At 68.6% G+C, this 22,239-nt stretch carries 12 protein-coding genes, 1 tRNA gene and 2 rRNA genes (1 of these 15 running past the window's edge); 12 read left to right on the top strand and 3 right to left on the bottom strand.

Annotation, left to right across the window (positions count from 1 at the left end):
- The 4 genes from OHN19_RS11210 to OHN19_RS11195 all read left to right on the top strand — a co-directional run.
- Positions 1-1,632, top strand: a 23S ribosomal RNA gene (locus OHN19_RS11210); it begins 1,491 nt to the left of the window's first position.
- A gap of 69 nt (positions 1,633-1,701) precedes the next feature.
- Positions 1,702-1,818, top strand: a 5S ribosomal RNA gene (rrf, locus tag OHN19_RS11205).
- A gap of 115 nt (positions 1,819-1,933) precedes the next feature.
- Positions 1,934-2,596 (top strand): DegT/DnrJ/EryC1/StrS family aminotransferase, encoded by a 663-nt coding sequence (locus OHN19_RS11200; RefSeq protein WP_330269583.1) that lies wholly within the window; start codon positions 1,934-1,936, stop codon positions 2,594-2,596.
- Positions 2,597-2,671: 75 nt separating this feature from the next.
- Positions 2,672-2,744 (top strand) — tRNA-Thr (locus tag OHN19_RS11195).
- Between the two features lie 49 nt (positions 2,745-2,793).
- Here the strand turns inward: OHN19_RS11195 and OHN19_RS11190 are convergent.
- A complete protein-coding gene (locus OHN19_RS11190) occupies positions 2,794-5,547 on the bottom strand; it encodes a SpoIIE family protein phosphatase (protein ID WP_330264055.1) in 2,754 nt (917 codons plus the stop codon).
- 396 nt (positions 5,548-5,943) lie between these two features.
- Between OHN19_RS11190 and OHN19_RS11185 the strand changes: the two genes are divergently transcribed.
- The 8 genes from OHN19_RS11185 (at position 5,944) to OHN19_RS11150 (ending at position 19,787) form a co-directional block, all read left to right on the top strand.
- Positions 5,944-11,415: a HAMP domain-containing protein gene (locus OHN19_RS11185; RefSeq protein ID WP_330264054.1), complete on the top strand. Its 5,472-nt coding sequence runs from the start codon at positions 5,944-5,946 to the stop codon at positions 11,413-11,415.
- Between the two features lie 244 nt (positions 11,416-11,659).
- Complete coding sequence (locus OHN19_RS11180) at positions 11,660-12,343, top strand: response regulator (RefSeq protein ID WP_330264053.1); 684 nt, start codon at positions 11,660-11,662, stop codon at positions 12,341-12,343.
- A gap of 140 nt (positions 12,344-12,483) precedes the next feature.
- Complete coding sequence (locus OHN19_RS11175) at positions 12,484-15,207, top strand: DNA translocase FtsK (protein WP_330264052.1); 2,724 nt, start codon at positions 12,484-12,486, stop codon at positions 15,205-15,207.
- 245 nt (positions 15,208-15,452) lie between these two features.
- Entirely contained in the window at positions 15,453-16,289 is an 837-nt protein-coding gene (locus OHN19_RS11170; protein ID WP_330264051.1) for a helix-turn-helix domain-containing protein, read from the top strand.
- Between the two features lie 106 nt (positions 16,290-16,395).
- Positions 16,396-17,883: a 30S ribosomal protein S12 methylthiotransferase RimO gene (gene rimO, locus OHN19_RS11165; protein ID WP_330264050.1), complete on the top strand. Its 1,488-nt coding sequence runs from the start codon at positions 16,396-16,398 to the stop codon at positions 17,881-17,883.
- Positions 17,880-18,755: a CDP-diacylglycerol--glycerol-3-phosphate 3-phosphatidyltransferase gene (gene pgsA, locus OHN19_RS11160; protein WP_330264049.1), complete on the top strand. Its 876-nt coding sequence runs from the start codon at positions 17,880-17,882 to the stop codon at positions 18,753-18,755. The genes rimO and pgsA overlap by 4 nt, the downstream gene beginning before the upstream one ends.
- Positions 18,752-19,297, top strand: a complete 546-nt coding sequence (locus OHN19_RS11155; RefSeq protein WP_330264048.1) for a CinA family protein — start codon at positions 18,752-18,754, stop codon at positions 19,295-19,297. The genes pgsA and OHN19_RS11155 overlap by 4 nt, the downstream gene beginning before the upstream one ends.
- A 109-nt stretch (positions 19,298-19,406) precedes the next feature.
- Positions 19,407-19,787 (top strand): helix-turn-helix domain-containing protein, encoded by a 381-nt coding sequence (locus OHN19_RS11150; RefSeq protein WP_007385114.1) that lies wholly within the window; start codon positions 19,407-19,409, stop codon positions 19,785-19,787.
- Between the two features lie 662 nt (positions 19,788-20,449).
- Here the strand turns inward: OHN19_RS11150 and OHN19_RS11140 are convergent.
- Together OHN19_RS11140 and OHN19_RS11135 are read right to left on the bottom strand one after the other, a co-directional pair.
- Positions 20,450-21,214, bottom strand: a complete 765-nt coding sequence (locus OHN19_RS11140) for an SDR family NAD(P)-dependent oxidoreductase (RefSeq protein ID WP_330264046.1) — start codon at positions 21,212-21,214, stop codon at positions 20,450-20,452.
- A 32-nt stretch (positions 21,215-21,246) separates the two neighbouring features.
- Complete coding sequence (locus OHN19_RS11135; RefSeq protein WP_330264045.1) at positions 21,247-22,065, bottom strand: Fpg/Nei family DNA glycosylase; 819 nt, start codon at positions 22,063-22,065, stop codon at positions 21,247-21,249.
- Between the last annotated feature and the right edge of the window lie 174 nt (positions 22,066-22,239).

The raw sequence follows: 22,239 nt of genomic DNA, 5'->3' as shown, positions 1-22,239 counted from the left end.
CGATGGATAACCGGTTGATATTCCGGTACCCGCTGTGAAGCGTCAAACATCGAACCAGGCGATGCTAAGTCCGTGAAGCCGCCCCGGAGCCTTCGGGCAAAGGGGAGTGGTGGAGCCGACGAACCAGACTTGCAGTAGGTGAGTGATGGGGTGACGCAGGAAGGTAGTCCATCCCGGGCGGTGGTTGTCCCGGGGTAAGGGTGTAGGACGAGTGGTAGGCAAATCCGCCACTCTTGTGTCTGAGACCTGATGCCGAGCCGATTGTGGTGAAGTGGATGATCCTATGCTGTCGAGAAAAGCCTCTAGCGAGTTTCATGGCGGCCCGTACCCTAAACCGACTCAGGTGGTCAGGTAGAGAATACCGAGGCGTTCGGGTGAACTATGGTTAAGGAACTCGGCAAAATGCCCCCGTAACTTCGGGAGAAGGGGGGCCACACCTGGTGATCCAATTTACTTGGTGAGCTGGGGGTGGCCGCAGAGACCAGCGAGAAGCGACTGTTTACTAAAAACACAGGTCCGTGCGAAGCCGTAAGGCGATGTATACGGACTGACGCCTGCCCGGTGCTGGAACGTTAAGGGGACCGGTTAGTCACATTTCGGTGTGGCGAAGCTGAGAACTTAAGCGCCAGTAAACGGCGGTGGTAACTATAACCATCCTAAGGTAGCGAAATTCCTTGTCGGGTAAGTTCCGACCTGCACGAATGGCGTAACGACTTCTCGACTGTCTCAACCATAGGCCCGGTGAAATTGCACTACGAGTAAAGATGCTCGTTTCGCGCAGCAGGACGGAAAGACCCCGGGACCTTTACTACAGTTTGATATTGGTGTTCGGTTCGGCTTGTGTAGGATAGCTGGGAGACTTTGAAACGCGGACGCCAGTTCGCGGTGAGTCGTCGTTGAAATACCAGTCTGGTCGTGCTGGATGTCTAACCTGGGTCCGTGATCCGGATCAGGGACAGTGTCTGATGGGTAGTTTAACTGGGGCGGTTGCCTCCTAAAGGGTAACGGAGGCGCCCAAAGGTTCCCTCAGCCTGGTTGGTAATCAGGTGTTGAGTGTAAGTGCACAAGGGAGCTTGACTGTGAGACCGACGGGTCGAGCAGGGACGAAAGTCGGGACTAGTGATCCGGCGGTGGCTTGTGGAAGCGCCGTCGCTCAACGGATAAAAGGTACCCCGGGGATAACAGGCTGATCTTCCCCAAGAGTCCATATCGACGGGATGGTTTGGCACCTCGATGTCGGCTCGTCGCATCCTGGGGCTGGAGTCGGTCCCAAGGGTTGGGCTGTTCGCCCATTAAAGCGGTACGCGAGCTGGGTTTAGAACGTCGTGAGACAGTTCGGTCCCTATCCGCTGCGCGCGTAGGAATATTGAGAAGGGCTGTCCCTAGTACGAGAGGACCGGGACGGACGAACCTCTGGTGTGCCAGTTGTTCTGCCAAGGGCATGGCTGGTTGGCTACGTTCGGGAGGGATAACCGCTGAAAGCATCTAAGCGGGAAGCCTGCTTCGAGATGAGTATTCCCACCCCCTTTGAGGGGTTAAGGCTCCCAGTAGACGACTGGGTTGATAGGCCGGATCTGGAAGGCGGGTAACCGCTGGAGGTGACCGGTACTAATAGGCCGAGGGCTTGTCCATATTTGCTCGCGTCCACTGTGTTAGTTCTGAGGCAACGACTGTGTGTTTTCCGGTCTAGTTTCATAGTGTTTCGGTGGTCATAGCGTGAGGGAAACGCCCGGTTACATTCCGAACCCGGAAGCTAAGCCTTACAGCGCCGATGGTACTGCAGGGGGGACCCTGTGGGAGAGTAGGACACCGCCGAACAATTATTCAAAAGGGTTGGATCCTGAACTTCGGTTCGGGGTCCAACCCTTTTTTGTTCGGCGTCACTTGAAGTTCACGTTGCACAACCACCATCCTCGGCATGGGTACTGCTGCAATGCTCAGGGCCGCCGGCGTCGGAGTCGGTGACGAGGTCGTCGTACCGGCCTTCGGGAACGTCGAGGTTGCGGAGGCGGTGACACTCGCCGGTGCGCTCCCGGTGTTCGCGGACATACATCCGTCGACCTACTGCCTTGACGCGTCCGCCGTCGAAGCAGCCGTAACTCCGCGGACCGCGGCCGTCGTTGTCGTCCATCGCTTCGGACGGCCGGCCGACATGCGGCGGCTGCTCGAGGTCGGGCAACGGCACGGGCTGCTGGTCCTGCAGGAGGGCGAGTCCGAGGCGCCGTACGACGAGGTCGCCCAGCGTCGGGAGCGGGCCTGTTATCTCGACGGGAAGCTGCGGGGGGTGCGCACGCCGGACGGCGGGGTCGGGCACACCTATCAGCAGTACGTGGTGCGGGTCCCGGGGAACGGGCGACCGGACCGTGATGCCTTCGCCCGAGCTCTGCGCGGCAAGGGAGTTGACTGCCGGGTGCCGGTGAAGACGCCCGTGCACCGGCTGCCGGAGTTCCGGCGCTGTGTGTCGCTGCCGGAGACCGAGCGGGCCGCCGACGAGACGCTCGCCCTGCCGGTGGACGCCTCGTTGACCAAGCGGGACATGCAGCGGGTCGTGGCCGCGTGCAATGCGCTCGGGGGACTGCTTCAGCCTGCTTTCTGAGCGGGTTGGGAGCACGGCTCTGTTCGGGGTATGATCTATTCCGTTGCCGCGAGGGAAACCTCGAAAAGGCGACAGGCCCCCTTAGCTCAGTCGGCAGAGCGTCTCCATGGTAAGGAGAAGGTCAACGGTTCGATTCCGTTAGGGGGCTCAGCCAAAAGGCCCCGCCCAATCGGGCGGGGCCTTTTTCGTGCTTTCTCTCAGTCCTTGTGGAGACCCGGGACGCGCATCGCCAGGATCGCCATGTCGTCGGACGGGGCGTCGGAGGCGAAACGCTCGACCGCGCGCATGATGCGGGCCGCGACCGCGCCGGCCGTCAGGCCCGTGCAGGTGGTCAGGACGTCGGCGAGGCCGTCGTCGCCCAGCATGCGGGTGCCCTCCCGGCGTTCCGTGACGCCGTCGGTGACGCAGAGGAGGACATCGCCCGGGTCGAGGGTGACCGTCTGCTCGTAGAGCTCCAGGTCCTCCATGACGCCGAGGAGCGGCTGGGGCTCGGCGGCCGGTTCGACGGTGCCGTCCTGGCGCAGGCGGAGCGGGAGCGGGTGGCCGGCGCAGACGACCTTCAGGCGGGCGCTGCCGTCCTCCTGCGGCCACAACTCACCGTAGAGCAGGGTCAGGAAGCGGCTGCGGGCGCCCTCGTCGAGGATCGCGGAGTTCAGGCGCTCCAGGACCGCCGGGCCGCTGAGGCCCTCGCGGGCCAGGAGGCGGAGGGCATGGCGGGCCAGGCCCGTCACCGCCGCCGCGTTCGGGCCCGTACCGCAGACGTCACCGATGGCGAAGCCGTAGGCGCCGTCGCTGATGGGGAAGACGTCGTAGAAGTCGCCGCCGACCTCGTTGCCCTCGCCGGCCGCGCGGTAGATGACCTCGACCTCGACGCCGTCGATCTCGGGGAGCTCGGGGGGCAGGAGGCTGCGCTGGAGGGACTGGCTGATCGCGGTGCGCTCGGAGTAGAGGCGGGCGTTGTCCAGGGCGAGGGCGGCCCGGCGGCTCAAGTCCTCGGCCAGTTCCAGGATTTCCTGACGGAAGTGTTCGTCGGTGGGCTTGCCGAGGGTGAGCATGCCGATGACGCGGTTGCGGGCGACCAGGGGGAGGACGACGGTCTCGCCGCCCACCGCGGAGGCTGTGGCGAGCGTGGGGCCGATTCCGGAGGCGATCTGGTGGGTGGGGCCGCCGCTGAGGCCGAGGCTGCGCATGGAGCTGCGCAGGGCCGCCTGATGGGCCGCCTCGCCGGGCGCGGACCAGACGCGGGCGCCGGGGGTGGGGACCGGGTCCGGGGGCTGGACCTTCGAGAGCAGCGACTTGATGCCGTCGATGAGTTCCTCGTCCTCGTGTAGGACGTACGACAGATAGGGCTCCGAGGCCTGGTCGGCGATCGTGTAGACGGCGCACCAGGTGGCCAGGGTCGGGACGGTCATCTGGGCCATGAGGGCCAGGGTCTGATCGCGGTCCAGGGTGCCGGCGAGGAGGTCGGAGGCCTCGACGAGGAAGCTGAGGGAGCCGCGACGCAGGCGTTCCAGCTCGCCCAGGCGGGCCGACTCGACGGCCAACGCGATGCGGTCGGCGGCGAATTGGAGGCGCAGGGCCTCTTCGTTGGAGTATCTGCCGGGGGCTTCCGCGGCCACGCCGAGGGAGCCGGTGAGGCGGCCCTCGACCTTCAGCGGGACGGTGACGACCGAGCGCATCCCGGTGCCGTTCAGGAGGGGTACGGCGCCCGGTACGGCCGACAGGTCGTCGTGGACGGCCGGCATGCGGGCGGAGCCGTAGCGGCCGGGGCCCGCCTCGACGGGCACGCGTGCGAAGCGCTGGCGGGCGGAGGGCAGTCCGGTGGAGGCGCGGACCTCCAACTCCGTCTCGTCGTCGGTCGCGAGGAGCAGGAAGGCGGAGTCGCCGTCGAGCATGTCGCGGGCGCGTTCGACCGTGCGCTGGAGGAGGCCGTCGAGGTCGTCCGGGGCGGGTGAGCCGATGAACACCTCGAAGGGGTCGGTGCTCTGGCCGTCGGAGGACGTGGTGGTGTCGGAGGCGGCGACCCGCAACGGCGTCTGGAGTACGGCTCGTTCGTGGTCGCGCACCAGGAGGCAGACCGTGGAGGGCTCGCCGCCGGTGTCGCGGACGCGCAGGTGGGAGGCGTACACCGAAGTGACGCGGCCGTTGGCGGCCCTGATGCCGTAACTGCCCTCCCAGCGCGAGAGCCGGAGGGCCTCGGCGATGCCGGTGCCGGTGCCGGGGGTGTGTGGCCAGGCCGCGAGGTCGGTGAGGGGCTTGCCGATCACTTGTTCGGCGGCGTAGCCGAAGAGTTCCTCGGCGTCCTCGTTCCACGAGGTGATGGCGCATGTGCGGTCGATCTGGACGACGGCGACGCGGACCCGGCCGTCGGCCAGCGGGAGGAGGTCGGCGGGCAGGGACGGGCCGGCCGTGCGGGTGCCCACCCGGCGCTCGGGCAGGTCGAGCTGGAACCAGACCTGCTTCTGGGTGGGGGTGTACTCGACGCCCCAGCGGCCGGCGAGCGCGGCGCAGAGCTGGAGGCCGCGGCCGCCTTCGCGGTCCAGGTTGCCCATGTTGACGGCCTGGCCCTGGAGCGGGATCTCGCGCTCGGGGTAGCGGTCGGCCACCTCGATCCGTACACCTTCGTCACTGCGCAGGCACAGGACGTCCGCGGACGTGCCCGCGTGGACCACCGCATTCGTGACGAGTTCGCTGGTCAGGACGACCGCGTCGTCGACGATGTCGGCGAATCCCCAGCCCTGGAGGGTGTCACGGACGAACGAGCGGGCGGTCGCCACCGATCGTCCGACGGGCTCGAAGCTGGCGGCCGCGCGCGCGGTGATCACAGAACTCCTCGACCTGTTGTCGACGTGCAGGGCTGCCTGGCCGACCGGCTGGTGCCGCTGCTGCGGCAGACCGCCCGTCGGCCGGGGGTCCGGGTTCTGTCCCCCGGGGATCAGTCCGGTGGTCATGTGTGCGGCCGCCCTCCGATGCCCGCTCGTGCTCGTGCCACCGCCCAGGCCGGACGGACCGGCTCGGCTGGACAGCCGCATGCAAGGTTACTTACCTTCGACGGCCATGCGGATGCCGGTCTGCAGTGTTTCCGTCCGGAGGGTGTGCGGACGATGTGCGAAGCTGCCGAACTGTTATGGCCGGGTTCAACCTGGGTGAAACACTGGGCAGGCTCCTGAAGAAGGTTCGGGCAGGCCGAGTGCCTTCCGCGTGAGACGGGCAGCAGCCCGTGGTGCGGCTTTGCACGCCCGGTTGAAATATCGCTGTAGTAAGCAGGAGCGCGCGGCAGCAACCGGTATGCCGCGCGGCACCACCCGAGCACAGCAGTAACGGTCGACCCCTGCGGGAGGGACACAGTGGAGTCTGGCGCAGCGACGCGGGGCACTAAGACGCGCGCGAAAGGCGGACAGTCCCCGAGCAACCAGCGCAAACCACGCAACGGGACCACCGCGGTGGACACGGCCGCCCTGAACCGGCTGTTGGCCGCGCTGGTCTCCATGCGGGACGGGAACTTCCGCAAGCGCCTCACGGTGTCCGGCGACGGCGTGATGTCGGAGATCGCGGCCGTTTTCAACGAGGTGGCCGACCGCAACCTGCACCTGACGGGTGAGCTGTCGCGGGTGCGGCGCATGGTGGGCCGTGAGGGCAAGCTCACGGAACGGCTGGAAACAGGTGCCTGTGAGGGCTCCTGGGCGGCAGCCATCGACGCCTCCAACGCGTTGGTGGACGATCTCGTACGGCCCGTCTCCGAGGTCGGCCGGGTGCTGTCCGCGGTCGCGGAGGGCGATCTGTCGCCCCGCATGGAGCTCAGGACCCAGGCGCCGGACGGGACGGGGCATCCGCTGCGCGGGGAGTTCCTTAAGGTCGGGCGGACTGTAAACAACCTTGTCGATCAGCTCTCGACGTTCACCGACGAGGTCACCCGCGTGGCCAGTGAGGTCGGCACCGAGGGCAAGCTCGGCGGGCAGGCACGCGTGCGTGGCATGTCGGGTTCCTGGAAGGACCTGACCGAGTCCGTCAACACGATGGCGTACCGGCTGACGGCCCAGGTGCGGGACATCGCGCTGGTGACCACGGCGGTCGCCAAGGGTGACCTGTCCCGCAAGGTCACCGTGCACGTGGCCGGCGAGATGCTGGAGCTGAAGAACACCGTCAACACGATGGTGGACCAGCTGTCCTCCTTCTCCTCCGAGGTGACCCGCGTCGCGCGCGAGGTGGGTGTCGAGGGTGAGCTCGGCGGCCAGGCGCAGGTGCCGGGTGTGGCCGGGGTGTGGAAGGACCTCACCGATTCGGTGAACCTGATGGCCGGCAACCTGACGGCCCAGGTGCGCGGGATCGCCCAGGTGACGACGGCGGTCGCCAACGGTGACCTGTCGCAGAAGGTGACGGTCTCCGCACGCGGTGAGGTCGCGCAGCTGGCCGACACGATCAACCAGATGACCGAGACGCTGCGGATCTTCGCGGACGAGGTCACACGGGTGGCCAACGAGGTCGGGGCCGAGGGGCAGCTCGGCGGGCAGGCGAACGTGCCGGGTGCGGCGGGGACGTGGAAGGACCTCACCGACTCGGTGAACACGGTCTTCCGTAACCTCACCACTCAGGTGCGGGACATCGCCGCGGTGACGACGGCGGTCGCCAACGGTGATCTGTCGCAGAAGGTCACCGTGGACGTGGCCGGCGAGATGCTGGAGCTGAAGAACACCGTCAACGGGATGGTGGACCAGCTCTCCGCGTTCGGTGCCGAGGTCACGCGCGTGGCCCGTGAGATTGGTGTCGAGGGTGAGCTGGGCGGTCAGGCGCAGGTGCCCGGGGCCGCCGGTACGTGGAAGGACCTCACCGACTCCGTCAACACCGCGTTCAGGAACCTCACCGGTCAGGTGAGGAACATCGCCCAGGTGACGACTGCGGTGGCCAACGGTGACCTGTCGCAGAAGGTCACCGTGGACGTCTCCGGCGAGATGCTCCAGCTGAAGAACACCGTGAACACGATGGTGGACCAGCTGTCCGCCTTCGCCGACCAGGTGACGCGGATGGCCCGGGACGTGGGCACCGAGGGCCGACTGGGCGGTCAGGCCGTCGTGCCGGGGGTCTCCGGGACCTGGAAGGAGCTCACCGACTCCGTCAACTTCATGGGTGGCAACCTCACCTCCCAGGTGCGGCAGATCGCCCAGGTGACGACCGCGGTGGCCCGGGGTGACCTGTCGCAGAAGATCGACGTGGACGCGCGCGGCGAGATCCTGGAGCTGAAGAACACCATCAACACGATGGTCGACCAGCTCTCCGCCTTCGCCGACCAGGTGACCCGGGTGGCCCGCGAGGTGGGTACCGAGGGCCGCCTCGGCGGACAGGCGCAGGTGCCCGGGGTTGCCGGTGTGTGGCGGGACCTCACCGACTCCGTGAACGGAATGGCAGGAAACCTTACTGCCCAGGTGCGGAACATCGCCCAGGTGGCCACCGCGGTGGCCCGGGGTGACCTGTCGCAGAAGATCGACGTGGACGCCCGGGGCGAGATCCTGGAGCTGAAGAACACCCTCAACACGATGGTGGACCAGCTCTCCAGCTTCGCCGACCAGGTGACGCGGGTGGCCCGTGAGGTGGGTACCGAGGGCATCCTCGGTGGGCAGGCCGAGGTGCAGGGGGTCTCCGGCACCTGGAAGGACCTCACGCAGTCCGTGAACTTCATGGCGAACAACCTGACCATTCAGGTGCGCAACATCGCCGAGGTCACGACCGCGGTCGCCAAGGGCGACCTGTCGAAGAAGATCACCGTCGACGCGAAGGGCGAGATCCTCGAACTCGTCACCACCGTCAACACGATGGTCGACCAGCTGTCGTCCTTCGCCGAGCAGGTGACCCGGGTGGCCCGCGAGGTGGGCACCGAGGGCATCCTGGGCGGCCAGGCGCACGTTCCGGGTGTCACGGGCATCTGGAAGGACCTCAGCGACAACGTGAACCTGATGGCCAACAACCTGACCATGCAGGTGCGCAACATCTCCCAGGTCGCGAACGCGGTCGCCAACGGTGACCTGACGCGGACGGTGACGATCGAGGCGCGCGGCGAGGTCGCGCAGCTCGCGGACACCTTCAACACCATGGTGAAGACGCTGAGTTCGTTCGCCGACCAGGTCACCAAGGTGGCCCGTGAGGTGGGCACGGACGGCATCCTGGGCGGTCAGGCCCGGGTGCCCGGCGTGGCCGGCACCTGGAAGGACCTCACCGAGTCCGTGAACCAGATGGCGTCCAACCTGACCGGTCAGGTGCGGAACATCGCCATGGTGACCACGGCCATCGCCAAGGGTGACCTGACCAAGAAGATCGACATCGACGCGCGCGGCGAGATCCTGGAGCTGAAGACCACCATCAACACGATGGTCGACCAGTTGTCCTCGTTCGCCGAGGAGGTCACCCGAGTGGCCCGGGAGGTGGGCACCGAAGGACAGCTCGGCGGCCAGGCACGGGTGCGGGACGTCGACGGCACCTGGCGGGACCTGACCGAGTCCGTGAACGAAATGGCAGGAAACCTAACCCGGCAGGTGCGCGCCATCGCGCGGGTCGCCACAGCGGTGACCCGGGGTGACCTGAACCTGAAGATCGACGTGGACGCGTCCGGCGAGATCCAGGAACTCCAGGACTACATCAACAAGATGATCGCCAACCTGCGCGACACCACGATCGCCAACAAGGAGCAGGACTGGCTCAAGGGCAACCTGGCCCGTATCTCGGCGCTCATGCAGGGCCGCCGGGACCTGGAGGATGTCGCCTCGCTGATCATGAGCGAGCTGACGCCGGTGGTGACCGCCCAGCACGGGGCGTTCTTCGTCGCGATGCCGCTCCTGGACGGCAAGGACCTGAGCGCCGAGGCCGAGGACCAGTACGAGCTGCGGATGCTCGGGTCGTACGGCTACTCGATGGGCTCCATGCCGACGTCGTTCCGGCCGGGGGAGGCCCTCATCGGGACGGCCGCCGAGGAGAAGCGCACGATCCTGGTGGAGAACGCGCCCAGCGGCTACCTGAAGATCTCCTCCGGTCTCGGCGAGGCGCCGCCCGCGCAAGTGATCGTCCTTCCGGTGCTGTTCGAAGGGAAGGTGCTCGGTGTCATCGAGCTCGCTTCCTTCACACCCTTCACGCAGATCCAGAAGGACTTCCTCAACCAGATCGCCGAGATGATCGCGACCAGCGTCAACACCATCTCCGTCAACACCAAGACGGAGGTGCTGCTGAAGCAGTCGCAGGAGCTGACCGAGCAACTCCGGGAGCGGTCGGCCGAGTTGGAGAACCGGCAGAAGGCCCTCCAGGCGTCCAACGCCGAACTGGAGGAGAAGGCCGAGCTGCTGGCCCAGCAGAACCGCGACATCGAGGTGAAGAACACCGAGATCGAGGAGGCGCGGCAGGTCCTGGAGGAGCGCGCCGAGCAGCTCGCCGTATCCATGCGGTACAAGAGCGAGTTCCTGGCCAACATGTCCCACGAGCTGCGGACACCGCTCAACTCGCTGCTCATCCTCGCCAAGCTGCTCGCCGACAACGCGGACTCCAACCTCACCCCGAAGCAGGTCGAGTTCGCCGAGACCATCCACGGGGCCGGTTCCGACCTGCTCCAGCTGATCAACGACATCCTCGACCTGTCGAAGGTCGAGGCGGGCAAGATGGACGTCTCCCCGACACGCATCGCGCTCGTGCAGCTCGTGGACTACGTGGAGGCCACCTTCCGGCCACTGACCGCGGAGAAGGGCCTCGACCTGTCCGTACGGGTGTCGCCCGAACTGCCCGCCACGCTGCACACCGACGAGCAGCGCCTCCTCCAGGTGCTGCGCAACCTGCTGTCCAACGCGGTGAAGTTCACCGACTCCGGGGCCGTCGAGCTGGTCATCCGGCCCGCCGGGCGGGATGTGCCGATGGCGATCCGGGAGCAGTTGCTGGAGGCCGGTTCGCTGCGTGACGCGGACGCCGACCTGATCGCGTTCTCGGTGACCGACACCGGCATCGGTATCGCGGCCAGCAAGATGCGGGTGATCTTCGAGGCGTTCAAGCAGGCCGACGGCACGACCAGCCGCAAGTACGGCGGCACCGGTCTCGGGTTGTCGATCTCGCGGGAGATCGCGCAGCTGCTCGGCGGTGAGATCCACGCGCAGAGCGAGCCGGGCCGCGGATCGACCTTCACGCTGTATTTGCCGCTGCACCCCAGCGAACTGCCGCCGCAGGGCTACCAGCAGTCCATGCCCGCCCTGGAGGCCGGCGACCTGGTGGCGTCCACGTCGGAGAACGGGCTGTCCGGCGCCCAGGTGGAGACGCCGGCCGAGGTGAAGTCGTACCAGGAGACGCAGAACGGCGCCGCGGCGCTGTTCCGGCGCCGTCGCAGGACCGCGCCCGCCCTCGAACAGCGGATCGGACAGCCGGAGCAGTGGTCGGCGGTGGAGCACCAGTCCGCGCCGCAGCCGCGCCGGGGCATCCGGTTCGGCGGGGAGAAGGTGCTGATCGTCGACGACGACATCCGCAACGTGTTCGCGCTCACCAGCGTCCTCGAACAGCACGGGCTGTCGGTGCTGTACGCGGAGAACGGCCGTGAGGGCATCGAGGTGCTGGAACAGCACGAGGACGTGGCGGTCGTCCTGATGGACATCATGATGCCGGAGATGGACGGGTACGCGACGACGACGGCGATCCGCAGGATGCCGCAGTTCGCCGGGCTGCCGATCATCGCGCTGACCGCGAAGGCGATGAAGGGCGACCGGGAGAAGGCCATCGAGTCGGGTGCATCCGACTACGTGACCAAGCCCGTCGATCCCGATCACCTGCTGTCGGTGATGGAACAGTGGATGCGGGGGGAGTGATGAGAATCCGCGAAGGACACGCGGAGTTGCTGACTCAGTGTGCCCGACGCCGTGTAGAACTACGGGATTCGGGGAACCTTCTGGTCTCCCGCTTCGTTTCTGCTACGTGCACAGTGACATCGCGGTGACAGGGTGTGGCGACAGACAGGGTGCGGCTACGATGACCGGCACAAGGACGGGCGGCGAAAGGGAGTCGTCCCCAGGGGCGGCACCCGGTGCACATCCGGGGCGAGGAGGGCGGGCCATGGTGCAGAAGGCCAAGATCCTCCTGGTCGATGACCGGCCGGAGAATCTGCTGGCGCTGGAGGCCATCCTCTCCGCGCTCGATCAGACACTGGTGCGGGCATCGTCCGGGGAGGAAGCGCTCAAAGCGCTGCTCACGGACGACTTCGCGGTGATTCTGCTGGACGTCCAGATGCCGGGCATGGACGGCTTCGAGACCGCGGCGCACATCAAACGGCGGGAGCGGACCCGGGACATCCCGATCATCTTCCTCACCGCCATCAACCACGGCCCGCACCACACCTTCCGGGGATACGCGGCCGGCGCGGTGGACTACATCTCCAAGCCGTTCGACCCGTGGGTGCTGCGCGCCAAGGTCTCCGTGTTCGTCGAGCTCTACATGAAGAACTGCCAGCTTCGGGAGCAGGCGGCGCTGCTGCGGCTCCAGTTGGAGGGCGGTGGCGGCAAGTCCGCGGTCGGCGACGCCAAGGAGCCGGCCGGTCTGCTCGCCGAGCTGTCGGCACGCCTGGCGGCGGTCGAGGAGCAGGCGGAGGCGCTGTCCAAGCAACTGGACGACGAGTCCGCGGACGCGGCCGCGGTGGCCACCGCGGCCCATCTCGAACGCAAACTCACGGGGTTGCGGCGGGCGCTGGACGCGCTGGAACCCGGGACCGGGCCCTCTCCCTCCGTGTCCTCGCAGAACTGACGCGGGATCGCCGGTGAGCATCCGTCAGTTCACCTGCTCCACAAGCGCGCGTCAGTTCCGTGCCTCTCCGGCAGCGACACGAACGGGTGAAGCACCGGGCACACGTGTCCGTTGCCTTCTCCACCGGTAATCTCACACCTATGGCCTCACGTCCCTCCGCAGCCAAGAAGCAGCCCGCCAAGAAGGCTGCCGCTCCCGCGAAGGGTCCGGCGAAGAAGGCCGCTGCCAAGAAGGCCCCCGCGAAGAAAGCCGCCGCCAGGAAGGCCCCCGCGAAGAAGGCAGCGCCGCCGAGGCCCGCGCCCAGTCCCACCGGTGGTGTCCTCCGGCTCATCCGTGCCCTCTGGCTCGGCCTCGCCCATGCCGTCGGCGCGGTGTTCCGCGGCATAGGGCAGGGCGCGAGGAACCTCGACCCAGCACACCGGAAGGACGGCGTGGCCCTCCTGCTGCTCGGCCTCGGCCTGATCGTCGCCGCCGGCACCTGGTCGAACCTGCGCGGTCCCGTGGGTGACCTCGTCGAGATCATCGTCACGGGCGCCTTCGGCCGGCTCGACCTCCTCGTGCCGATACTGCTCGCGGTCATCGCCGTCCGCTTCATCCGGCACCCCGAGAAGCCCGAGGCCAACGGCCGGATCGTGATCGGTCTGTCGGCGCTCCTCATCGGGGTGCTCGGCCAGGTCCACATCGCCTGCGGCTCGCCCGCCCGCAGCAACGGCATGCAGGCCATAAGGGACGCGGGCGGCCTCATCGGCTGGGGAGCGGCTACCCCGCTGACGTACACCATGGGCGAGGTCCTCGCCGTACCGCTGCTCGTGCTGCTGACCGTCTTCGGCCTGCTCGTCGTCACCGCCACCCCGGTCAACGCCATCCCGCGGCGGCTGCGGGAGCTCGGGGTGCGGCTCGGCATCGTGCACGACCCGGGCGGTGACGAATTCGCCGAGGACGACGAGCGGTACGACGAGCAGTGGCGCGAGGCGCTGCCCGCGCGCGGTCGCAGGCGCGGTCCCGCGCCCGAGTCGTACGACCCCGACGGCGCGGAGCAGGAAGCCCTCTCGCGGCGTCGCGGGCGTCCCAGGCGCTCCGCGGTGCCACAGCCCGCGATGGACCGGCAGATGGACGCCGTGGACATCGCCGCGGCCGCCGCCGCGGACCTGGACGGCGTGGTCATGCACGGCCTGCCGCCCTCGCCGCTGGTCGCCGATCTCACCCAGGGTGTGAGCGTGGGCGACCGGGTGGACACGACCCCGGTGCCCACGCCGGTCCCGGCCGCCCGGCCCAAGCAGGACGCCAAGCCCAGGCAGGAGAAGCTCAAGGTCGAGGTCGCCGACCTCACCAAGCCCGCTCCCGAGGCGCCGAGCGAGCTGCCCGCGCGCGCGGAGCAGCTCCAGCTGTCCGGCGACATCACCTACTCGCTGCCCTCCCTCGACCTGCTGGAGCGTGGTGGGCCGGGTAAGGCGCGCAGCGCGGCCAACGACGCCATAGTCGCGTCGCTGACGAACGTCTTCACCGAGTTCAAGGTCGACGCCGCCGTCACCGGCTTCACGCGCGGGCCGACGGTCACGCGCTACGAGGTCGAGCTCGGCCCCGCCGTCAAGGTCGAGCGGATCACCGCGCTGGCCAAGAACATCGCGTACGCCGTCGCCAGTCCGGACGTGCGGATCATCTCGCCGATCCCGGGCAAGTCCGCGGTCGGCATCGAGATCCCCAACACCGACCGGGAGATGGTCAACCTCGGCGACGTGCTGCGGCTCGCGGCCGCCGCCGAGGACGAGCACCCCATGCTGGTCGCGCTCGGCAAGGACGTCGAGGGCGGCTATGTGATGGCCAACCTCGCGAAGATGCCGCACGTGCTCGTCGCCGGGGCCACCGGTTCGGGTAAGTCGTCGTGCATCAACTGCCTGATCACGTCCATCATGGTGCGCGCGACCCCCGAGGACGTGCGCATGGTCCTGGTCGACCCCAAGCGCGTGGAGCTGACGGCCTACGAGGGCATCCCGCACCTGATCACGCCGATCATCACCAACCCGAAGCGGGCCGCCGAGGCGCTCCAGTGGGTCGTACGCGAGATGGACCTGCGCTACGACGACCTCGCGGCCTACGGGTTCCGGCACATCGACGACTTCAACGAGGCCATCAGGAACGGCAAGGTCAAGCTGCCCGAGGGCAGCGAGCGCGAGCTCCAGCCGTACCCGTATCTGCTGGTGATCGTCGACGAGCTCGCCGACCTGATGATGGTCGCGCCCCGGGACGTCGAGGACGCGATCGTGCGCATCACGCAGCTCGCGCGCGCGGCCGGCATCCACCTGGTGCTCGCCACGCAGCGGCCGTCGGTGGACGTCGTCACCGGTCTGATCAAGGCGAACGTGCCCTCGCGGCTCGCCTTCGCCACCTCCTCGCTCGCCGACTCACGGGTCATCCTCGACCAGCCGGGGGCGGAGAAGCTGATCGGCAAGGGCGACGGGCTCTTCCTGCCGATGGGCGCCAACAAGCCCACCCGTATGCAGGGTGCCTTCGTGACCGAGGAAGAGGTCGCGGCGATCGTCCAGCACTGCAAGGACCAGATGGCGCCGGTCTTCCGGGACGACGTCGTCGTGGGGACGAAGCAGAAGAAGGAGATCGACGAGGAGATCGGCGACGACCTCGATCTGCTGTGCCAGGCGGCCGAGCTGGTCGTCTCCACGCAGTTCGGGTCGACGTCCATGCTCCAGCGCAAGCTGCGGGTCGGGTTCGCGAAGGCGGGACGGCTGATGGACCTGATGGAGTCCCGGGGGATCGTCGGACCGAGCGAGGGGTCCAAGGCACGTGACGTTCTTGTGAAGGCTGACGAGCTGGACGGAGTGCTCGCGGTGATCCGCGGGGAGGCTTGAGGGGAGCCCGGAGCGGGTGCGGCCACCGATGTTCGATCGTGACTCACCCGTAAGGGATCATTGAGCAACCGTTTCCCTTCGGCGTACGTCAAGTTGAGGGAAGCGAAAAGCTGCTGCCCCACCATCGGCGTGTCCGGCCATACCGATGGCGTACAAAGTCCTACCGCCCGGTTGCCCCACCCTTTCGCACCCCCCCTAGACTGAACCCTCAGCACAGGTGGCTTAAACGCTCGAAAGGCGCCCCCGTGTCCATCGGCAACTCCCCTGAAGACGAGCGTCCGTTCGAAGACGACCGGCAGGAAGCCCGCCTCTCCGTCGGCCACGCCCTGAAACAGGCGCGGATCGCGGCCGGGCTGACCGTCGACGACGTCAGCAACGCCACCAGGGTCCGCATCGCCATCGTGCACGCCATCGAGGCGGACGACTTCGCCCCCTGCGGTGGCGACGTGTACGCCCGGGGCCACATCCGGACCCTGGCCAAGGCCGTCCATCTGGATCCGGCCCCGCTGCTGGACCAGTACGCCGCCGATCACGGCGGCGGACGTCCGGCCCCCACCCCGGCCGCCCCGCTGTTCGAGGCGGAACGCATCCGTCCAGAGCGCCGGGGACCCAACTGGACCGCGGCCATGGTCGCCGCGATCGTCGCCGTGGTCGGCTTCGTCGGGTTCACCGCCTTCAAGGGCGGCGACGACGGCGGCACGACCCAGGTCGCCGACGGCACCACGCCCGCCACCACCAAGCCCCCGACGCCCAAGTCCGACAAGACCACCAAGGACCCGAAGCCGACGCCGTCCGACAGCGCCATCGCGGCGGCACCCCAGGACAAGGTGACCGTGCAGGTCAGCGCCGCCGACGGCAAGAGCTGGATCCTCGCCAAGGACCACAACGGCCGCAAGCTCTTCGACGGACTGCTCCAGCAGGGCGACTCCAAGACCTTCCAGGACAGCGAGAAGATCAACCTCGTCCTCGGCGACGCCGGGGCCATCCAGCTGTACGTCAACGGCAAGAAGATCGACGACGACTGGCAGCCCGGCGCCGTGGAGCGCCTGACCTACACCAAGGGCGACCCGCAGGTCGGCTGAGGACCTGTTCGGTTTCACGCTGTTCGGTTTCACCGCGAAGGGGTTGGCCAAGATCGGCCAACCCCTTCGACGTGGGGTGTCAGTGGGACGAAGTAGTCTTGAGCCCATGCCTGAACGCCGTACCGTCGCACTCGTCACCCTTGGCTGCGCCCGTAACGAGGTGGACTCGGAGGAGCTCGCAGGCCGTTTGGAGGCGGACGGCTGGGATCTCGTGGAGGACGCCGCCGACGCGGACGTCGCCGTCGTCAACACCTGTGGCTTCGTCGAGGCCGCCAAGAAGGACTCCGTCGACGCCCTCCTGGAGGCCAACGACCTCAAGGGGCACGGCAGAACCCAGGCCGTCGTGGCGGTGGGCTGCATGGCCGAGCGGTACGGCAAGGACCTCGCCGAGGCCCTCCCCGAGGCCGACGGCGTGCTCGGCTTCGACGACTACGCCGACATCTCCGACCGGCTCCAGACCATCCTCAGCGGCGGCATCCACGCCGCGCACACCCCGCGCGACCGGCGCAAGCTGCTGCCGATCAGCCCCGCCCAGCGCCAGGAGTCGGCGGCATCCGTCGCCCTGCCGGGCCACGGTCCGGCCGTGGCGGAGACTCCTGCACCCGCCGACCTGCCGGAGGGGCTCGCGCCCGCCTCCGGCCCCCGTGCGCCCCTGCGCCGCCGTCTGGACGGCTCCCCGGTCGCCTCGGTGAAGCTCGCCTCCGGCTGCGACCGGCGCTGCTCCTTCTGCGCCATCCCCTCCTTCCGCGGCTCCTTCATCTCGCGCCGCCCCTCGGACGTGCTGAACGAGACCCGCTGGCTCGCCGAGCAGGGCGTCAAGGAGATCATGCTGGTCTCCGAGAACAACACGTCCTACGGCAAGGACCTGGGCGACATCCGGCTGCTGGAGTCCCTCCTGCCCGAGCTCGCCGAGGTGGACGGCCTGGAGCGGGTGCGCGTGAGCTACCTCCAGCCCGCCGAGATGCGGCCCGGCCTGATCGACGTGCTGACCTCCACGCCCAAGGTCGTGCCCTACTTCGACCTGTCCTTCCAGCACTCCGCCCCCGACGTGCTGCGCGCCATGCGCCGCTTCGGCGACACCGACCGCTTCCTGGAGCTCCTGGACACCATCCGCGGCAAGGCCCCCGAGGCCGGCGTGCGCTCCAACTTCATCGTCGGCTTCCCCGGCGAGACCGAGGCCGACCTCGCCGAGCTGGAGCGGTTCCTGAACGGCGCGCGACTGGACGCCATCGGCGTCTTCGGGTACTCCGACGAGGAGGGCACCGAGGCCGCCACCTACGAGAACAAGCTGGACGAGGACGTCGTCGCCGAGCGGCTGGCGCGTGTCTCCCGGCTCGCCGAGGAACTCGTCTCCCAGCGCGCCGAGGAGCGCCTCGGCGAGACCGTGCACGTCCTGGTCGAGTCGGTGGACGACGAGGGCGTGTACGGCCGCGGCGCGCACCAGGCGCCCGAGACCGACGGCCAGGTGCTGCTCACGAGCGGCGAAGGTCTGAGTGTCGGTCGTATGGTCGAGGCGAAGGTGGTCGGCACGGAAGGTGTCGACCTGGTGGCCGAGCCGCTTCAGGGCGCGTGTAGTGAGGAGGCGGGCAGATGACCGGAGTTCCGGCGTCCGCTGCGGGTGGCCCCTCCGCCGCGAACGGCGGACCTGTGGGCGAGGTCCCGGGTACCGCCTCCGGGGCGGCACCGGGCACCCCTACGGACGCGGTCTCCGGTACGGCCGGTGAGGCGCGGGCCAGCGTGGTGGCCGGCGCGGGTGTCGTGCCCGGTGTGGCTGTCGTCCCCGAGGCGACCGTGGTGCCCGGGGAGGCCACGGAGGCCGAGGACGGGTCCGACGCGAAGCCCGCGCGCGGTAAGAAGATCGCGGCCGCGGCCGTCAACCAGGCCAGCGTCTGGAACATCGCCAACCTGCTGACCATGCTCCGGCTGGTCCTAGTGCCCGGATTCGTCGCCCTGATGCTGGCCGACGGCGGGTACGACCCGGCGTGGCGGTCCTTCGCCTGGGCGGCCTTCGCTGTCGCCATGATCACCGACCTGTTCGACGGTCACCTGGCCCGCACCTACAACCTCGTCACCGACTTCGGGAAGATCGCCGACCCCATCGCCGACAAGGCGATCATGGGGGCGGCGCTGATCTGTCTCTCGGGGCTCGGCGACCTGCCCTGGTGGGTGACCATCGTCATCCTCGGGCGGGAACTCGGGATCACCCTGCTGCGTTTCCTCGTCATCCGGTACGGCGTGATCCCGGCGAGCCGCGGCGGCAAGCTCAAGACCCTCAGCCAGGGGATCGCCGTAGGGATGTACATCCTGGCGCTGACGGGGTGGCTGGCCACCGCGCGGTTCTGGGTGATGGCCGTGGCGGTCGTGCTGACCGTCGCCACCGGGCTGGACTATGTGAGACAGGCCATTGTGCTGCGCAGGCAGGGAATCGCCGAGCGCGAGGCGGCGTTGGAGGAGACGGAAGCGTGAATTCCCCGGCCGCCCAAGTGGTGCGACTACTCACCGTGAAGGGACAGACGCTCGCGGTCGCCGAGTCGCTCACCGGTGGGCTGGTTGCGGCGGAAATCACAGCGGCTCCCGGCGCGTCCCAGGCGTTCCGGGGTTCGGTGACCGCCTACGCCACCGAGCTGAAGCATGAGCTGCTGGGGGTCGACGCCACCCTGCTGGACCAGCGGGGTGCGGTGGATCCGCAGGTCGCGGCCCAGATGGCGGCCGGAGTGCGCAAGGCGCTCGGTGCCGACTGGGGTATCGCGACCACCGGAGTCGCGGGCCCTGAACCGCAGGACGGCAAACCCGTCGGAACGGTTTTCGTGGCTGTCGACGGGCCCTCCGACGGCGCTTCCGCGGCAACCGGTGGCGGGAAAGTGTCCGCGCTGCGGTTGAACGGCGACCGCGCGGAAATTCGTATGGAGAGTGTACGGAGCGTACTCGCTTTGCTCCTGGAAGAGCTTACGAGCGAACAGACCGGGAATGAGCGGGCACAGGATACGGAACGGAACGGGGGGTTTTGATGTTTGCAGCCCTGAGTGAACACGACATCGCTCCCCGCACGGCCGCGGCGCAAGGCGGTACGGTGGGGCGTGAAGGATGCGGCTACGCGGTCCGAGGAGGGAGCCACCGATGATTCTGCTCCGTCGCCTGCTGGGTGACGTGCTGCGTCGGCAGCGCCAACGCCAGGGCCGTACTCTGCGCGAAGTCTCCTCGTCCGCCCGAGTCTCACTCGGCTATCTCTCCGAGGTGGAGCGGGGGCAGAAGGAGGCTTCCTCCGAGCTGCTCTCCGCGATCTGCGACGCGCTGGACGTACGGATGTCCGAGCTCATGCGGGAAGTGAGCGACGAGCTCGCCCTCGCCGAGCTGGCCCAGTCTGCTGCGGCCACCCCCAGCGAGCCCGTACCGGCGCCGGTGCGCCCGATGCTGGGTTCCGTCTCGGTCAAGGGTGTGCCACCGGAACGGGTGACCATCAAGGCGCCCAGCGAAGCGGTGGACGTCGTCGCGGCGTAGTGCTCACCGCTGGTGTGAGCAGGTGCTGACAGCGCGCTGAGAAGAAGTGTGCGAGGCCCCGGACGGGCTTCTCCGGTTGATCTGGAGAGGCGCCGGTCGGGGTTTTCGTGCATCTTGGAGCGACGGCGTGGGCGGCCGTGCCGGGCGCCGGGCCGGTGTGCCGGGACGGTGCTGCGGTGGTGACGGTGGGCGTTTTCGGTGCGTCTGTGTGCCCGGGGTGCGCCCTCCCCCGTGGGTGAAGCGGAGGTCTAGCGTCCGGGCTGGAGGTGGCTGCATGGCGGGGCCGACAGTGTGCCGGGGCGTGGCTCTCGGGCTCGGGGTGCTGTGGTGGTGGGCCGTGGCGCGGTTGATCCTCGCGCCCGACGCCGGGGCGCTCGAGGGGGCGGTAGCGGCCGGCGGGTGGGGGCTGAGCCTGTTGCCGGTCCACTGTGTGCCGAAGGGGCGGGCCGTGGGGGCGCTGGGGGCGGGACGGTGGCGTCGGGCTTGGGGGGCGGGCGCGGCGGGCGCGGCGGGGGCGGTTTCGGGTGGGGAGAGCGGCGATCGGCCTGCGTAACGGGGCGGGTGGATGGGCGGCGGTGGCGGTTTCGCTGGGGGAGCCTGGGTGGGGTGCTTAGGGAGCGGGGGTGGCGGAGGGGGTTGGGGCGGGGGCTGGGTGGGGGTGGTTACCAGGGCATGGATACTCCGCCGTTCGGGCGGAGGATTTGGCCTGTGGTGAAGGATGAGGCGGTTGAGGCCAGGTGGAGGACGGCGTGGGCGATGTCCTCCGGCTCGCCTACTCGCCTGAGGGGTGACATGCGGGACATGAGGGCCTCGGTGTGGGTCTGGGCCTCATCGTCGTGGCGGTCGGTCATGGGGGTGCGGATCCAGCCCGGAGCGACCGCGTTGACCCGGATGCCGTAGCGGCCCACCTCGGTGGCCAGGGTCTTCGTCAGCTGGACCACCGCCGCCTTGGCCGCGCCGTAGCAGAGCAGGCCGGGGCCGCCGGTGTCCACGGCTCCCGAGGCCATCGTGACGATGCTGCCCTTCGTTCCACGCTCGATCATCAGGCGGGCCGCCTCCTGGCAGGCGTACAGCACACCCTTGAAGTTGACGTTCAGGACGCGGTCCAGGTCTTCGTCCCTCGTCTCCAGGACCGGGCTGCTGTGCATGATTCCGGCGATCGCGGCCAGGACGTCCAGGCAGTCGCAGGAGGTGATGGCCCGCCGGAGCTGCTCGCGGTCGGTGACGTCCAGCGGGTGCGTGTGCGCGGTGCCGCCGGCGTCCCTGATGTGCGTCGCCGTCTCGTGCAGGCCCTTCTCGTCGCGGTCCGCGCAGTGCACGGTGGCGCCCGCCTCGGCGAGCAGGACGGCGGACGCACGGCCGATGCCGCTCGCGGCGCCGGTGACGAACGCGGTGCGTCCGGTGAGGTCGTACGCGCTGACGGCCATGGAGCGACCGTACGAGCGTTTCTGACGGAGCGTCAATTGGTCGTACGGCGTGAGGTTCCCGGGGTCGGGCCGGTCTGGCAGTGGGGGCACCAGTAGGTGGGGCGTTCGCGGGAGCCGTCGCCCTGGTCGGCGACCCGGATGGAGGTGCGGCAGCGCAGGCAGGGGCGCGGGGCGCGGCCGTAGACGAAGAGGTCCTGGCCGCGGCGGCCGGTCGTGCTGCGGATCGGGCGGTCGCGGTTGGCCTCCAGGAGCTTCTTCGCGAGCGCGGGGAGATGGGCGGTGCGGTCGGCGGGGAGCGCGCCGATCGGGAGCCAGGGGGTGGCGCCGAGCAGGAAGCAGAGCTCGCTCTTGTAGACATTGCCGATGCCGGCGAGGTTGCGCTGGTCGAGGAGGGCCTCGCCGAGTTCGCGGGTGGGGTCCTGGAGGAGGTTCGCCAAGGCTCGCTCGGGGTTCCAGTCCGGGCCCAGGAGGTCGGGGCCGAGATGGCCGACGGCTTTGTGTTCGTCCGTGGTGCGGAGGAGTTCCAGGACGGGGAGGCGGTAGCCGACGGCCGTGCGGTCTGTGTTGCCCAGGATCGCGCGGATCTGGTGGGTGGGGCCGCCGGTCCAGCGTTGGTCGTTGGCGTACACCTTCCAGGAGCCGTCCATGCGGAGGTGGGAGTGGAGGGTGAGGCCGCCTTCCACGCGGGTGAGGAGGTGTTTGCCGCGGGGGGTGACGTCCAGGACGTGGCGGCCTGTGAGGTCGGCGGTGGCGTACTTCGGGACTCTCAGGTCGCTGCGGGTCAGGGGTTTGCCGGCGAGGGCTTCGTGCAGGCGTCTCGCGGCTTGCCAGACGGTGTCTCCTTCGGGCATGGGTCAAGGGTGGCATGGGAGTGAGGTGGGGGGCCTCGGCTGCGCCTTCGGCCGTTTGTTGTCCCACTCGCACCACCCGTGCGGGTTTCGTGGTCGGGTGCGGGTGGCCCTTGTGGGGGTTATTGCCGTTGGCGGGGGCGGGGGCTGTCGAGTGTGTTCTGTGGGTCGGGGGTG

Origin of the sequence: Streptomyces griseorubiginosus (assembly GCF_036345115.1) — a bacterium.
Lineage (GTDB): Bacteria > Actinomycetota > Actinomycetes > Streptomycetales > Streptomycetaceae > Streptomyces > Streptomyces griseorubiginosus_C.
The sequence above is the reverse complement of the archived record's forward strand: the minus strand, read 5'-3'. Positions and strand labels throughout refer to the sequence as shown.